This window comes from Pseudomonas serboccidentalis, from assembly GCF_028830055.1.
GTDB classification, from domain to species: Bacteria; Pseudomonadota; Gammaproteobacteria; order Pseudomonadales; family Pseudomonadaceae; genus Aquipseudomonas; species Aquipseudomonas serboccidentalis.
The window spans coordinates 4,975,704-4,990,161 of record NZ_CP101655.1; the positions used below are offsets into that span (position 1 = coordinate 4,975,704).

Genomic DNA, 14,458 nt, shown 5'->3' on the forward strand with positions numbered 1-14,458 from the left:
TGCTTGGGGGGGGACGACGCCCACCGCCCCACAGACTTCGCACTGACACCCAAATCAAACAGCGACAATTCCCAATCTCATCCCAGACCCGTCCTACAGCCTCAATGCATCACCTTCGTTAACGTCGCCCGGCTTCTTTCCAGTGCGAGCGATAAATGAACGAAAGGATGATCAGTGGCTGGCAAAAAGGATATTCCCCGGGTCAGGAACCCACCTTCAGGTGACGGGCATCACGTCACCTACCGGTTCATGAACGCGACCGAACTGGCCGAGCGCGAAGCCACGCAGAACGCTTATGAGGCCATGCTGGTCCGGCAGGATGCGTTTGAGCGCAGCCGGCAGGTCGCAGCCAATAAAGACGACGCGGTTCGGGCCGGATGCGTGTTCGCGAAGTCTTGCAAGCTGCCGGACGCGATCATTGATTACTCGAATCCCTCCGGGATGGTGCCGACCGACAGCCTGAGGGATTACGGCGAATTCGCCTTGCTCGGTACCCGTGGGGCCGATGATGCCGGGCTGCTGAATCTGCAAACCATCAGCGGCAATACCGTTTCACTTGGCCTCGGGCGCCTTGCTCTTAGCAGCCCGTCACTCGCCACGCCAGCAATAGGTCTTGGAGCCGCCATCGGCGCTACCGGTGCAGCACTCATGACCGGCATGGTCGCTTTGCTCTGGACGCCCAGCCTGGGTGACAGCGCTCTCTACACCGAGGAACAATTGCGCGCCCTCAAGCAGGCCCGCACCCGTGTTCGCCTGCGCATCGAGCAACAAACCGACGGCGCGCTCAAAGGTTATGCCTTCTACACCGGCAAGAATCGCGACTGGGAAATGGTCGATGTCGTGAAGCTGGAAACCCGCGACAGCCGGTACGTCGCGAATCTGGGTGAAGGTGTCGAGCTGATCTGGACACCCGCCGTAGACGGCTCCGACATCCTCGGCATTCCTGCTCTGGAAGCCGCCCCGCAGGCCCCGCACATCTGGGTTTACCCGCCAACAAAAGCGGTGAACGACATCCTTGTGAATCCGGTTTATCCACCGGAGTACAAGGACTTCATTCTGGTGTTTCCGGAGAGTTCGGGGGTCAGGCCGGTTTATATTGTGGTGAGTGTTTCTGATCACAAATATCATCCGGCACCCAAAGGATTAAGTGCGTTTCCCGACGCAACACCAGCAAAACAGAAGACCAGGGTCAAAGGACGAGGTACTCGTATGCGTTGGAAAACCAAGGATGGGCTGATTCTGGAATGGGATTATCAACATGGTGCTGTAGAGATGTACGACAAACGCGGTCGGCATCTGGGCGAATTCGATGCTGACACTGGTGAGCAGAACAAACCGGCCGATTCAAAGAGAAGGATAGAACCATGACTCACGTTATTTATGCGTTTGATCGATCCACCGAAGCTCTGATCTTCGAAGTGCCTATCTCGGCGGAGAATATCGAGCAGCTGCGAGTCATCATGAAATGGAATGACGCAGAAGACGAACTCTACGGTTACGATCTTGATTTTCAGCAGCTAGCACAATTGGAAACGTTAACCGGAAGATCCTTCTACGATCCTCAATACGATTACCAACTGGCTAGCTACGGGGATTAAAGTTCAGGACACCCAGCGACGGCACGAGGACAGTAGATCCATGATCTATCTAATCGAGGCATTTGATAAAGACAGCGGTTTCATGGCATCTGAAGAGAAACTCCCAAATGCATCGGATCAGTCTATAAAAACCATCATGGGATGGACGGCAGAACAGGAAGGATGGGAGGGATACGATCTCTCGCACGAACAGCTTGGAGCTTTGGAAAAACTGCTGGGGAAGGGAATTTATAACCCTGCTTATAAAATCCAGCTCAATTGCAATGTGTAAACGATGGTTCTGACACCGGTGAGCAGAACAAACCGGTCGCGCGTTCGCCGGCGTTGGGGCTGCTCCGCAGCCCAGCGGGAGCAAGCTCCCTCACCACAGGGGGATGTGTGGCCTGCGATGTTGGGGTGAGGATTGAAATCTGGTTGATGCCTGGAATCGCCAGCAGGCTGGCTCCTACAGGTTTTGCATCATCCTGAAAACAATCAGTGCAAGCCGCGCCGCCTCCCGCTATTAATACCCCTCCCCCCACTCAAGGATCCGAGCCCTGCCATGAAATTCGATCTCGCCTACTGCCTCAGCCTCGACGACAAGTTGTCGATCTATGACGTTCGCGATCTCAATTTCGATGAGACGGTGGCGTTTGACTCGGCGAAAGAGCACTTCCAGTGCCCCAACGATGCCTGTCGTTTGGCGTTTGATGCGTCGAATGAACTGGGCACCTTCAACGCCAAGAACGTGAATTACGTGCGCACGCCGCACTTCAAGAATCTGCCCACGACGCAACATGTGGTGGGTTGTCCGTATGTGAGTTTGAAGGCGTCGGCGTCTGGCGTTGAGACGGCGGATGGCGACGTGGATGACGGTCGTGAGGAACATTTCCCATCAGAGCTGTTGCTGACGCGGCGTGAGTATGTGCGCAAGCCTGCTGCGCCCGCGGGGGTGGCGGATGTGTTGCGGGATGATCCGGTGCGGGTGGCGCAGGTGAGTTCGAAAGAGTCGCCGGGGCGTGAGACGGCGCCGGACAAGACCAGTGTGTTTGCGCATCCGGTGGAGTGTTTTGTGTCTAACTTCGCCGACAAGGAGTTGCTCAAGCGCATGCCGTTGAAGATCGGTGAGCACACGGCGCCTTATGGGTCGTTCTTCAAGAAGATTGAGTATCTGACGGACAACAAGGGGCTGATTTACTGGGGCAAGATCAAGGAGATCAAGGATTACACCCAGAGTTTTCGCATCGATTTCGAGCAGAAGGTCTGGTTCAAGCAGGCGGATGAGGCGAAGAAGAAGCCGTATTCGGTGAACGTTTACTTGAGCAAGAAGTTGATCGACAACTACCGCAAGCGCAAGGCGTTTCTGGAAGAGATCAAGCACGCGATCGACAGCGATAAGGAGTTGTTCTGTTTCTTCTATGGCGTGACGCCGGAGTTGAAGCAGGTGCCGAGCAAGAAGAACCCCGAACAGACGTTCGGGGTGTTCAGTGCCAACATCGAGAACCTGGATCACTTCATTGTGCGAGAGGCGCCGGGGTTGGCGTGACGGTTAGTCTTTGGGCAGTTGAAGTTCGACCGCGCCCGGGTGTTGTTTGACGACGGCGTACGGCAGGACCGACCAGTCGGGCCTGTCGCAAGAGCGTTGTACGCGAGCGAAGTAAGCACCCAGGTACAGGCCCTTATCAGTGAAGTACCACGGTGAAGTTCCCCAGATGCTTTCATCTGTGAAATCACAGTCGTCATCTTGCGCCGGTTTCTTCATTTCCGTGGGGTACAGGGCGGTGAATTGCTTGATGACCCAAGGCACCAGCTCTTTGCTGACATACCGATAACGCGCGTCACTTTCGGCCTCGCTCAGCGGTTTGTCGCCAAGGCTGTCGCGCTCGGCGTGTAGCAATGGTTTGCCTTCACCGACCCACAACACATCTTCAAGCGACAGTGGGTGACCGGTTTTCACGTCGATGTTGAGCGGGGAATCACCGAAATCCGGATGCGCGCCGCCGCAGTAATAGCTGGTGGAGATGTTCAGGCTGACCACGGCTGGCGAGATCATTTTCGGCTCTGCCTGCTGCATGAATTCGACGTTTTCTCCACCCCGCAACTGGCAGCTATGGTAACTGATGACTTCATTCCAGAGTCGCCCGAGCAACTGCTGGTTTACCCGCTGCTGATCATCTTTCGACAATCCGGACTCCACGCTGAACAGTGAGATCTTTGTCTCAGGCTCCGTCCACCATTGCAGGTCGTAGCCCATGAAGTTTTCTTTCTTCGCCGGTTTCAGTTTGAGTCCCTGCAGGCGCAGATACTCGTAAGGCTCGCCGTTTGGCAGCGCGGCAATGAACGGCAAAGTTGCTGATGTTGGCGCGGGAAGTTTGGCCTCGGCGAGTTTAACCGGCAGTTTCTTTCCCTGCGGACTTTGCCATTCGCCCTGCCAGCCATTGGCAGTCTCTTCCAGCTTCAGAGTCGGCAGCGGTTTGTCGTCGCCATAGCGGTTGTTGCCTTCAACCAGGCTCAACGTGCTGTCTTGCAGCGAACCGCTAAGTTCCAGGTCGCGGTGATACTTCTCATAGAAGTAGCGACCGGTGACTTCGTCCTGCTGCGTGGTGTTGAGCTCAACCACAATCGGCATCTTGCCCAGCGTACCGGTGAACACGCGCCGGCCGTCTTCAGCTTGGGCAGTGGCAATCAGTGTGAACAGCGCCGCAGCGTATGGCGCCAGACGTGACAGTCCCTTGAACATGGATCGATCCCTGAATGAATGAGGCTGCGGAGTATGCAGAGGATGCGCGCAGGAATCGAGGCTCTACTTGAGCAGCATGCCTAGCATCACGATGATCAGCAGCGCGATGTACACCCACGCATGCACCCGATCCGGAATCCGCCCGATCCACGGCGTGGCCATTCGAATCCCCAGCAACGACCCCAGCGTCAGCACCGCAAACGCCAGCAGATCCACATAACCGACAAACCACGCGCCCAGATCCGTTTCGCTGAAACCGGCCAGTGCCATGTAGGTCAACGTTCCGGCCACTGCCACCGGCACGCTCAATGGGTTAGCCATGGACGTGGCTTGCGACATGCTCAACCCGCACCGGCGCAGGAGCGGCACGGTCATGACGCTTCCTCCTACGCCGAGGAACGTGGCGATGGCGCCGATGCCTACACCGCCGCCATACGTTTCTGTACTGCTGAGTCGGCGTGGGATGACGCCTTCGGTGCGAGTGAGAAAGCCGCGTCTGAGCAGGCAGTCGATGATAGTCACGCCGAGGTAGGTGATGAAGGCGTAGCGAATGACGTCGCCACTGACCCACACCGCGGCTATCGCGCCAATGATCGCGCCGAGGGCGATGAAGCCTCCGAGTGGCCATAGGTAATGGCGGATCAGGTTGCCGGCGCGGCGGTGTTTGTCGGTGGCGATCAGGGCGTTGACGATCATTACGCAGGTCGAGGTGGCGACAGCGATGTGCATTGCCGATTGGCCGATGGGGTCGTCGGCGCCGTGGCTGGCGGTGAGCAGGCGGTAGAGCAGCGGCACGACGACGAAGCCGCCGCCGAAGCCGAAGAGCACGGCGGTGATGCCGGTCAGGCAGCCGAATAGGGTCAGTAATAGGTAAAACATGGCACGTCTTCCGGTGATGGGGAGCAGTCGACGATAGAGCGGCGCGACTTGGCCTGCTTCAGCAACTCAGCCAATAATGTTTGCGTTTACGCCAACTACCGGAAAACGCTCGATGCGCAATGTTTCGATCAATCTGCTGGATGACACGCCACGCCCGGTGGTGGCGATCGGTACGGATTATTCCCACGGCCATCTGTTGCCATTTCATACGCATCGGCGGGCGCAACTGTTGTACGGCGCGACCGGAGTGATGCAGGTCCGCACGCATGACGGCAACTGGGTGGTGCCGCCGCAACGGGCGGTGTGGATTCCGCCGGGGGTGGCGCATGAGGTGTTGATGCTGGGGGTGAGCACGCGCAGCTTGTACATCGAGCCGGGGGCGGTGGACTTGGGGCAGCGCTGCCAGGTGATCAGCGTTTCGCCGTTGATGCGGCACTTGTTGATGGAGGCTGTGGAAGTGCCGCAGGCCTATGACCTCGACGGACGCGACGGTGTGCTGATCGAGCTGTTGCTGCATGAACTGGCGGGCAGTGTGCCCCTGCCCTTGCACATTCCACTGCCGACTGACGGAAAGCTCCTGGCTTTGTGTCAGAGATTTCTGCATCAACCCAACGCCCATCAGTCGCCGCAACACTGGGCCGAGCAGTTGCACATAAGCTTGCGCACCTTCAACAGACTGTTTCGCCAGCAAACGGGGCTGAGCTTCAGCCAATGGCGGCAACAGGCCTGCGTGGTGCTGGCACTGGCACGGCTGGCGGCCGGTGAAGCGGTGACGCGGATCGCCCTGGACTTCGGTTATGAGAGCCCCGCGGCGTTCTCGACGATGTTCCGGCGCATCCTCGGACAGGCACCGTCCGTCTGGTTGGAGGCGGCGAACTAGGGCAAATCAAAAAATGCGTTTGATCCCGGCCGAAAACAACTGTACAAAAACACAGTACATTTTCAATCAGCACTCTTGAGCCCGGAGCACACCATGGCCTCTCTTGCGATGAACCACATCCTTGAACGCATTGCCCTTTTCCAGTTCACCCCGACGCACTGCGTCCAGGCCCGAGCGATGCTTGGCTGGAGCGTGGAACAGCTGTCACGCGAGGCGGAGGTGGCGGTAGACGACATCCAACGCTTCGAGGCGCAGCAAGAGGTGACGGATGCGGCGCGGTTGGCGTTGGCTTATCGGCTTGAGGCGCAAGGGCTGGTGTTTTTTCCGGGGTTTGCGCCGGGGCGTGGCATGAATGTGCAAGGGGTCACGCCACACCGGGTGGATCGCGAAGATTTCGCGATGGCCGATTGAATCATCACGCGTTTGACAGAACGGCATCGCCCGTGGGAGCGACGCCGTTCTATGGCAGTAGCGTTATTTGAATGCCGGGTGCTTGAGCTCGGCCGATTCTTGCTCATAGCTGTAAGCCATGGCCAGCAATTGCGGATCGCTCCAGCGTGTGCCGAAAAAGAAAACCGAGGTCGGCATGCCGTCAGCCCTCATGCCCGATGGCAAGGTGATCGCTGGATAACCCGCGACGGCGGCAGAAAACTGCGAATAGCCGTCGTCCTCGGAAACCAGCGCGTCGAGATTGTGTTCACGCAGTTGTTCGTCGATGGCCTCTTTGAAATTTGCGCGGAGGGTTTCGATGATCGCGGCCGCTTCCTGCGCTGTCGTGGTCGAAGCCTCTATCGCTTCAAGCATTGCCTGGCCGTAGCCTTCATGGCCGGGATTAATCCGGTTGAATTCAATCAACGACTGCAACGACTGAACAGGCAAGCCAGTGCGGCTGGCGAAGTATTCCGGCAGTTCATGCTTCATGCCGCCCATCAGTGCGTCAAAGTAGCCATCCATGTCGGGCATGCGAATCGTCAACGGAACCAGGGTCGCACCCTGCTCCTGCATGTTGGCCATTGCCATCAGGAATTCAAAGCTGGGGGTCAGCGGCACGCCGTAGGTTCCCGCGTAGGCGACAGGGTATCCAATGCGCTTGCCGTTCAAGGCATCCCTGGCAAGTAATGCGGTGTAATCGATACCGGCAGGCGCGTCTGTGGTGGCGGCATCGGCAACATCGACACCTTGAAGCGCGTTGAACATCAGCGCGGCGTCCATCACCGTGCGGGTTAACGTACCGGGTGTATCTTGCAGACGAGTAATGGGCACCACGCCCGATCGGCTGAACAATCCTAGCGTCGGTTTGACACCCACCACACCATTGGCCGTTGCCGGGCATGTAATCGAGCCGTTGGTTTCGGTACCGATCGTGAGTGGCGCAAAACCCGCCGCAACGGCAACCGCCGACCCCGCGCTGGAGCCACAGACCCCGGCGCTCAGCACATGAGGATTTTTACTTTGGCCGCCACGTCCGCTCCAGCCATGGGGCAGCGTCATGTCACGCACATTGGCCCATTCGCTCATGTTGGTTTTGCCCAACACGATTGCACCGGCTGCGCGCAGTTGTTTAACGATAAACGCATCTTTCGCCGCTGACTGCCCCACCATGGCCAGAGAGCCAGCGCTGGTTTGCATCTTGTCAGCCGTATCGACGTTGTCCTTGAGCAAGACAGGAATGCCGTGCAGCGGACCGCGGATCTGGCCTGAAGCGCGCTCCCTGTCCAGAGCCGTCGCGATTTCGATCGCATCAGGGTTCAGCTCAATGATTGCGTTAAGGGATGGCCCTTGCTTGTCCAGCATCGCAATACGAGCCGTCAAATGCTCGACCAGCGTGACCGCGGTCAGTTCGTTGCTGGTCATCATTCTGCTGAGTTCACTGGCACTCGTGTATTCAAGCGCATCGGCTGCGCCAGCAATGTTTGGCGCCACCAGCGCAATCACAATGGCTCGGGCCAGCAAATTCGCTCGTTGTTTAATGCGGTACTTCATATTTATCGTCCTTGTTTAGGCTAGTCACGAGTGAGTCATTCACTCGCGACCAAGCCTACCGAGAACGAAGGAAACAGCTGTCAGCCCCATACCCCTCAAATGGTAGGAAAAGTCATCCTGACTTGTAGCCGCTACAGGCAGTAGAGGAATTTTCCGACACTTCATGTTCCAAATTAAGCCACCACGTCTGTCCACGCTTGGGCTGGGCCAAATTAAACGCCTCGCCCATCTGCGGCGTGGTAATCAAAACGCTGCGTTCCCAAGCCAGTGCCAGAATCCGGTCAAACGGTTCATGCCAGGCATGCATCGCCAGGTCGAACGTGCCGTTGTGGATCGGGAATAGCCAACGGCCTTTGAGGTCGATGTGGGCCTGCAATGTTTCTTCCGGTTGCATGTGCACGTGTGGCCATTCGACGTTGTAGGCGCCGGTTTCCATCAGGGTCAGGTCGAAGGGGCCGTACTGCTCGCCGATGCGTTTGAAGCCGTCGAAGTAGCCGCTGTCGCCGCTGAAGAAGATCCGCGTGTCGTCGTTGATCATCACCCACGAGGCCCACAGCGTGCTGTTGCCGTCGAACAGGCCACGGCCGGAGAAGTGCTGCGACGGGGTGGCGACGAAGCGGATGCCGGCGATTTCGGCGCCCTCCCACCAGTCGTATTGGCGGACTTTGCTGGCGTCGATGCCCCATTTGATCAGGGTGTCGCCGACGCCCAGCGGGGTCAGGAAGTAGTTGGTCTTGGCCGCCAGTTTCAGCACCGCTTCGTAATCGAGGTGGTCGTAGTGGTTGTGCGACAGGATCACCGCTTCGATCGGTGGCAACTGGTCGATGCTGATCGGCGGCTGGTGGAAGCGTTTCGGGCCGGCCCATTGCACGGGCGAGGCGCGCTCGGCGAAGACCGGATCGGTAATCCAGAACTTGTCACGCATCTTCAGCAGCAGGGTCGAGTGACCGAGACGGTAGACGCTGTGATCAGGCGCTGCCAGCAGGTCTTCCTGCGTCAGCGGTTGTACCGGGATCGCGGCGGTCGGACGCGTATTGCGCGGTTTGTGGAAGATCATGTTCCACATGATTCGCAGCATTTTGCGAAAGCCTTCGCGCTGCACCGGCGCATGGTTACGAAACAGCCCTTGATCCTGGCGAGAGGCTTCAGGCGTGGAAGTTTGATCCGCAGAGAACTCTGGATTGGCCATGACTGAATGACTCCAGAAAAACCGCGCAATTCGCGGTTTTTCACGGTGGGACGATAAATGGCCAAAGCTGCACGCATAGGCCGAACGACTGTTTTTTAGGTTGCGCGGATTAACGCAACATTACACTGGACGGTGTAGTTTCTAGGTTGCATGAAACGTGATGACAAGTAAACTTCCAAGTGCAATTTCACCTTTTTCCTGCCGAAGCGTACTTATGACAGCTCCAAAGCGCCTCACCGACCGCAAACGCGAAGCCATTATTCAGGCGGCGATTGCCGAATTCCGTGCCAACGGTTTCGAGATCACCAGCATGGACAAGATCGCGGCCACCGCCGGGGTGTCGAAGCGCACGGTGTACAACCACTTCCCCAGCAAGGAAGAGCTGTTCGCCGAAATTCTCAATCAACTCTGGGCACGCATCACCGCCGAACAGGCCGTGGCCTATCGCGCGGATCAGCCGCTGCGCGAGCAATTGCAGCAGATGTTGTTGGCTAAGCTGCAGATGATGGCCGATGACAACTTTCTCGGTCTGGCTCGGGTGGCGATTGCTGCCACCATCCATTCCCCGGAGCGCGCGCAAGACATGGTGGCGCGTATGGGCGAGCGCGAAGAAGGCCTGACGGTGTGGATTCGCGCGGCTCAGGCGGATGGCCGGCTAAAAGCTGTGGAGGCGGATTTCGCCGCACAGCAGGTGCAAGGGCTGTTGAAGTCGTTCGGTTTCTGGCCGCAGATTTCCATGGGCCAGCCACCACTGGACGCGGCAACCCAAAAAGCCGTGGCCGAATCGGCAGTGGAGATGTTTCTGGCGCGTTACCAGCTCTAAACCGCCCCTCTTTCGCGCCTGCCACGCTTAAGTGACGCTGATTATTCCCGTTGGAATAAATGACAACGTCCGACAAAGAGCCGACGGACGGTCGCCCTGAAAAAAAATACTGCAAAGTATTTCAGGGATAAATCCGGGCGTGGCGCTAAACCGTCCGAGGTGCAACGACACCCTCTCAATCACCCTTTGAAAACCGGCAACCCTGCTGACTCGCATTTTCTTGTACAACTAAAAATAGTTTGTATAAGATCAGTCCGCCAGCCTGGATGCTGGCACTTTGCAGTCAATGGCAAATGCTCATCCAGCATTTGCTCTGCCAGCGCGGAAACAGGGACACAAACTTCGTCTTTCCCTACTTCCAGGTACTGCTCACATGTTTTTCAATCGCCACCAGTCCGCCCTCAACGACCTTCAACACACCATCTCCCAACAGAATGGCCTGCTCGAGGCCATCAACCGCTCCATGGCCGTGATCGAGTTCGACCTCGACGGTGTGGTGCTGAGTGCCAACGACAATTTCCTCAAAACCACGGGCTACCGCGCTGAACAGGTGATTGGCCAGCCCCATCGGCGTTTCTGCCCCGCAGAATTTGGTCGCAGCGAGCAATACACCGAGCTGTGGTCGCGCCTGAAAAACGGCCAGTTCCAGTCCGGCACCTTCGAACGGGTCAACAGCCAGGGCCAGCCAATTTGGCTGGAGGCCAGTTACAACCCGATCAAGGATGCGTCGGGGCGTGTGGTGAAAGTGGTCAAGTACGCCCTGGACGTGACGACCAAGGTCCAGCAGGAAAGCGAGGCCAGCGCCAAGCTGCAGGCGATCGACCGGGCAATGGCAGTGATCGAATTCGATCTCGACGGCGGTATTCTCACGGCCAACCAGAATTTTCTGACGCGCATGGGTTACACGCTCGCGGAGCTCAAGGGTAAACATCACCGCTTGTTCTGCCGGCCGGAGTTGGTCAACAGCAGTGCCTACGAGGATTTCTGGCGGCGGCTGAATCAGGGTGAGTTGTTTCAAGGCCAGTTCGAGCGCGTCGACAAGCGCGGGCAGACCGTGTGGCTGGAGGCCAACTACAACCCGGTGTACAACGCCTCCGGGCGCTTGTGCAAAGTAGTGAAATTCGCCACGGACGTCAGCGCCCGTGTCGAACAGCACGAGCAGGATGCACGCAGCGCCAGCGCGGCTTATCACATTTCCGTGGCAACTCGGAAAGTCGCCGAGCAAGGCACCCAGGTGATCCAGCAAGCCGCCAGCGAAATGCGCGAAATCGCAGACGACATCGCGCAGTCCTCGACCTTGATCGCACAGCTTGGCGAACGCTCGGAGCAGATCACGACAATCGTCAACACCATCCGCGCGATTGCCGACCAGACCAATCTGCTGGCACTCAATGCCGCCATTGAAGCAGCGCGCGCCGGGGATCAGGGCCGCGGGTTTGCGGTGGTGGCGGATGAAGTGCGGCAGCTGGCGGCGCGCACCAGCGGCTCGACAGCGGAGATTTCCAACATGATTGGTCTGATCCAGAGCGAAACCCGCCAGGCGATCAAGAGCATGGAAGGCACCCGTGGCCGAGCGGCGCAAGGCGTCGAATTGGCCGATCAGGCCGGCAGCGTGATTCTGCAGATTCGTGATGGCGCCAGTGAAGCGGTGCAGGCGGTGAGCATGTTTGCCAATGAGCGGGCGCCGGGCTAATGGATGTATCCGGCCGTTAGACCGCGTTGCAGCCTTCGCGAGCAAGCACGCTCCCACAGGGAAACGCATTCCAATATGGGAGCGAGCTTGCTCGCGAAAGGGCCATGATGGGCTCGGCAGGACTATAGTGACTTCAGTCCCAAGCCCTGCCGAGCCCATCATGACCACCGAAAAACCTGCCTCCCCCGCCACCGGCCCCGTCGATCACCTGCGCTTCCATCGCCCCCACGCCCACCTCAACACCACGTTCGGCAACGACAAGTTTGCCCTGCGTGCCGAGGCCTTCGCACGGTTCTTCGGCACGCCGCTGTTTCTCGGCGCGCAAACCGTGATCGTCGCCGTGTGGATCGGCCTCAACGTGGCGGGCGTGACGCAATTCGACGTCTACCCGTTCATCCTGTTGAACCTGGCGTTCAGCCTCCAGGCCGCCTACGCTGCGCCGTTGATTCTGCTGGCACAAACCCGGCAAGCCGCGCGGGACAAGGCGCAATCGGACGCCGACGCACAGCACCGTGAAGCGCTGGCGGTGGCCAACACCGAGCGCCAGGCGCAGGCCGCGCAGACCACCGCACAACTGCTCGAACTGCTGGAGCAGAACACCCGCCTCACTGAAATGACCAAGGACCTGACGGAACGCATTGAAGGCCTGACCCGCGAGCTGCATACGCACATCTGCCAGAACCCGCAACGCTGATCACGGCAGACGCAGCGCCCGTCCCAGTTCATCGAACAGGGTAACCACCGAACGCAACGCCCGGCAGTCCGGGCGGGTCAGCAGCCACAGCGCGGTATCGTAGCCGTGCAACGGTTCGCTGAGAGCCTGCAACCCTTCGGAGATCAAAAAGTCCGGCAACGCCGCCACCCCGAGTCCCGCACGCACCAGCTCAGTCACCGAAAGCATGCTGTTGCAGCGATAACCCGGGGTTACGCCGGGCAACTGCTGGCGCCGCCAGGCGACGGTCGGGTGATCCGGCAGAAACTCGTCCGGGGCAATCCAGGTCAGCGCCGCCAGATCCGTCGCATCAACGTTTTGCAGATAACGCGTACTGGCACAGACGCGGTAGGAAATCTTCGCCAGTTGCCGTCCGACCAGATGCTCCGGCGGTGTACGTGTCAGGCGCAAGGCGATGTCGGCGTCACGTCGACTGAGGTTGGCGAAATCGTTGGAGGTGCTCAGCTCGATGGTCAGCGCCGGGTAGTTGGGCATGAACTGCGCCAGCGCCGGCAACAGCAAGCCCTGCAATACCGAATCGGTACAGGTCAGGCGCACTGTGCCGCTGACCACTTCCCCACCCTGCTCGACACCGATCCGCGCTGCTTCCAGCGCCTGCTCGGCGCGTTCGGCCTGCTCGGCGAGAGACTGCGCAAGTGTGGTTGGCAGGTAACCCGCGCGGCTCTTTTCGAACAGTTGCTGACCCAGCGCCGCCTCCAGACGACGCACGGCGCGAAACACCGTCGACACGTCTACCCTGAGCAACTGCGAAGCCCGAGCCAGAGAGCCTCCGCGCACCAGAGCGAGAATCAGCGCCAGATCCGGGTAGTCGAGTCGATAGTGCATCACTGCATTGATCACTTGGGGAAACGCCAATATTGAGTGCGTGAACGCCAATCTATAGTGAGCCCCATCAATCAACAAGCGCAGAGAACACTCATGGAAAACCGCGCCATCCGCATCGCCCTGATCGGCGATTACGCCCCCCAAGTCACCGCGCACCAAGCGATCCCCGTTGCCCTCGGCATGATCGCCGAGCACAGCGGCCGCGATGTGCAATTCCAATGGCTGCCCACCGAGAAAATCCACATCGATACACCCCTGCACGATTTCGACGGTTTCTGGTGCGTACCGGCCAGCCCCTACAAAAGCGAAGCGGGTGCCTTGCGCGCCATTCGTTTTGCCCGCGAACAACAGCGACCTTTCCTCGGCACCTGCGGCGGTTTTCAGCATGCGGTGCTGGAATTTTCCCGCAACGTGCTGGGCTGGGCCGATGCCGAACATGGCGAAACGTCACCCGATTCGCAGCGAGCGGTGCTCACGCCGCTGACCTGTTCGTTGGTGGAAGCCGTGGACAGCATTCATCTGGTCGCAGGCTCGTTGATCGCCAAGGCGTACGAAATGTCCGAGATTCACGAAGGCTATCGCTGCCGCTTCGGTGTGAATCCGCAGTTCGAGCGAGAGTTACTGACCCATCGGCTACACGCCGTGGGCCATGATTCGGCAGGCGATTTACGCGCGATCGAATTGAACGACCATGTGTTCTTTGTCGCGACGCTGTTTCAGCCGGAACGTGCGGCGCTCAAGGGGCAGGTTCCGCCGCTGGTGCGGGCGTTCGTCGAAGCGTGTGCGGAGCAACGCCAATGAAGCCGAACGAGCCTTGCTTCGCGGTGATTTTCACCTCGACCCGCACCGAGGGTGACAACGGCTACGCGGCGGCATCCGAGCGGATGATGGAGCTGGTTGTGCAGCAGCCGGGGTTTCTCGGCGTGGATTCGATCCGGGGCGAGGACGGGGTCGGGATCACCATTTCGTACTGGGCGAGCGAGGCGGCGATTCTGGCCTGGCGCGAGCATCCCGAGCACCGGGCGATTCAGGCGCGAGGACGCGCGCAGTGGTATTCGAAGTTTCAGACGCGGGTGTGTCGGGTGGAGCGGGAGTATCGGTTTGGGCAGTGAGTGCAGCGGCGCACTGATTGGCCT

At 58.9% G+C, this 14,458-nt stretch carries 15 protein-coding genes and 2 pseudogenes; 12 read left to right on the forward strand and 5 right to left on the reverse strand.

What is annotated here, in order from left to right; genetic code table 11:
- Nucleotides 1-174 precede the first annotated feature (174 nt).
- From NN484_RS22705 to NN484_RS22720, 4 genes are all read left to right on the forward strand, one after another.
- Nucleotides 175-1,368, forward strand: coding sequence for an S-type pyocin domain-containing protein (locus tag NN484_RS22705; RefSeq protein ID WP_274657948.1), 1,194 nt, complete (start codon nucleotides 175-177; stop codon nucleotides 1,366-1,368).
- Entirely contained in the window at nucleotides 1,365-1,598 is a 234-nt protein-coding gene (locus NN484_RS22710; RefSeq protein WP_274657949.1) for a DUF7683 domain-containing protein, read from the forward strand. The genes NN484_RS22705 and NN484_RS22710 overlap by 4 nt, the downstream gene beginning before the upstream one ends.
- 40 nt (nucleotides 1,599-1,638) lie before the next feature.
- On the forward strand, nucleotides 1,639-1,869 hold the full coding sequence (locus tag NN484_RS22715; protein WP_274657950.1) for a DUF7683 domain-containing protein: 231 nt from the start codon (nucleotides 1,639-1,641) through the stop codon (nucleotides 1,867-1,869).
- Nucleotides 1,870-2,139: 270 nt separating this feature from the next.
- Nucleotides 2,140-3,123 (forward strand): hypothetical protein, encoded by a 984-nt coding sequence (locus NN484_RS22720; protein ID WP_274657951.1) that lies wholly within the window; start codon nucleotides 2,140-2,142, stop codon nucleotides 3,121-3,123.
- A gap of 3 nt (nucleotides 3,124-3,126) precedes the next feature.
- On the opposite strand, the gene NN484_RS22725 is transcribed toward NN484_RS22720, so the two are convergent.
- Nucleotides 3,127-4,317 carry a hypothetical protein gene (locus tag NN484_RS22725; protein ID WP_274657952.1) on the reverse strand — a complete coding sequence of 397 codons (1,191 nt, stop codon included), beginning with the start codon at nucleotides 4,315-4,317 and terminating at the stop codon, nucleotides 3,127-3,129.
- A gap of 63 nt (nucleotides 4,318-4,380) precedes the next feature.
- Nucleotides 4,381-5,196: a sulfite exporter TauE/SafE family protein gene (locus tag NN484_RS22730; RefSeq protein ID WP_274657953.1), complete on the reverse strand. Its 816-nt coding sequence runs from the start codon at nucleotides 5,194-5,196 to the stop codon at nucleotides 4,381-4,383.
- A gap of 112 nt (nucleotides 5,197-5,308) precedes the next feature.
- Between NN484_RS22730 and NN484_RS22735 the strand changes: the two genes are divergently transcribed.
- Both NN484_RS22735 and NN484_RS22740 read left to right on the forward strand, forming a co-directional pair.
- Nucleotides 5,309-6,076: an AraC family transcriptional regulator gene (locus NN484_RS22735; protein WP_274657954.1), complete on the forward strand. Its 768-nt coding sequence runs from the start codon at nucleotides 5,309-5,311 to the stop codon at nucleotides 6,074-6,076.
- A 93-nt stretch (nucleotides 6,077-6,169) separates the two neighbouring features.
- Entirely contained in the window at nucleotides 6,170-6,487 is a 318-nt protein-coding gene (locus NN484_RS22740; protein ID WP_215502795.1) for a helix-turn-helix domain-containing protein, read from the forward strand.
- A gap of 63 nt (nucleotides 6,488-6,550) precedes the next feature.
- On the opposite strand, the gene NN484_RS22745 is transcribed toward NN484_RS22740, so the two are convergent.
- Nucleotides 6,551-8,059, reverse strand: a complete 1,509-nt coding sequence (locus tag NN484_RS22745; RefSeq protein ID WP_215502794.1) for an amidase family protein — start codon at nucleotides 8,057-8,059, stop codon at nucleotides 6,551-6,553.
- A gap of 112 nt (nucleotides 8,060-8,171) precedes the next feature.
- Entirely contained in the window at nucleotides 8,172-9,248 is a 1,077-nt protein-coding gene (locus NN484_RS22750; protein WP_274657955.1) for an MBL fold metallo-hydrolase, read from the reverse strand.
- 214 nt (nucleotides 9,249-9,462) lie between these two features.
- On the opposite strand from NN484_RS22750, the gene NN484_RS22755 reads away from it, so the two are divergent.
- The 4 genes and pseudogenes from NN484_RS22755 to NN484_RS22765 all read left to right on the forward strand — a co-directional run bounded on the left by NN484_RS22755 (nucleotide 9,463) and on the right by NN484_RS22765 (nucleotide 12,458).
- A complete protein-coding gene (locus NN484_RS22755) occupies nucleotides 9,463-10,071 on the forward strand; it encodes a TetR/AcrR family transcriptional regulator (RefSeq protein ID WP_127651329.1) in 609 nt (202 codons plus the stop codon).
- A 463-nt stretch (nucleotides 10,072-10,534) separates the two neighbouring features.
- Nucleotides 10,535-11,218, forward strand: a pseudogene (locus tag NN484_RS27415) (PAS domain-containing protein); the annotation flags it as partial.
- Between the two features lie 108 nt (nucleotides 11,219-11,326).
- A pseudogene (locus NN484_RS27420) lies at nucleotides 11,327-11,764 on the forward strand (methyl-accepting chemotaxis protein); the annotation flags it as partial.
- A 160-nt stretch (nucleotides 11,765-11,924) separates the two neighbouring features.
- Nucleotides 11,925-12,458, forward strand: a complete 534-nt coding sequence (locus tag NN484_RS22765; RefSeq protein ID WP_274657956.1) for a DUF1003 domain-containing protein — start codon at nucleotides 11,925-11,927, stop codon at nucleotides 12,456-12,458.
- Here NN484_RS22765 and NN484_RS22770 read toward each other — a convergent pair whose 3' ends face one another.
- Nucleotides 12,459-13,400 (reverse strand): LysR family transcriptional regulator, encoded by a 942-nt coding sequence (locus NN484_RS22770; protein WP_274657957.1) that lies wholly within the window; start codon nucleotides 13,398-13,400, stop codon nucleotides 12,459-12,461.
- A 15-nt stretch (nucleotides 13,401-13,415) separates the two neighbouring features.
- On the opposite strand from NN484_RS22770, the gene NN484_RS22775 reads away from it, so the two are divergent.
- Both NN484_RS22775 and NN484_RS22780 read left to right on the forward strand, forming a co-directional pair.
- Nucleotides 13,416-14,123, forward strand: coding sequence for a CTP synthase C-terminal region-related (seleno)protein (locus tag NN484_RS22775; RefSeq protein WP_274657958.1), 708 nt, complete (start codon nucleotides 13,416-13,418; stop codon nucleotides 14,121-14,123).
- Complete coding sequence (locus tag NN484_RS22780) at nucleotides 14,120-14,434, forward strand: antibiotic biosynthesis monooxygenase family protein (protein ID WP_274657959.1); 315 nt, start codon at nucleotides 14,120-14,122, stop codon at nucleotides 14,432-14,434. The genes NN484_RS22775 and NN484_RS22780 overlap by 4 nt, the downstream gene beginning before the upstream one ends.
- Nucleotides 14,435-14,458 lie beyond the last annotated feature (24 nt).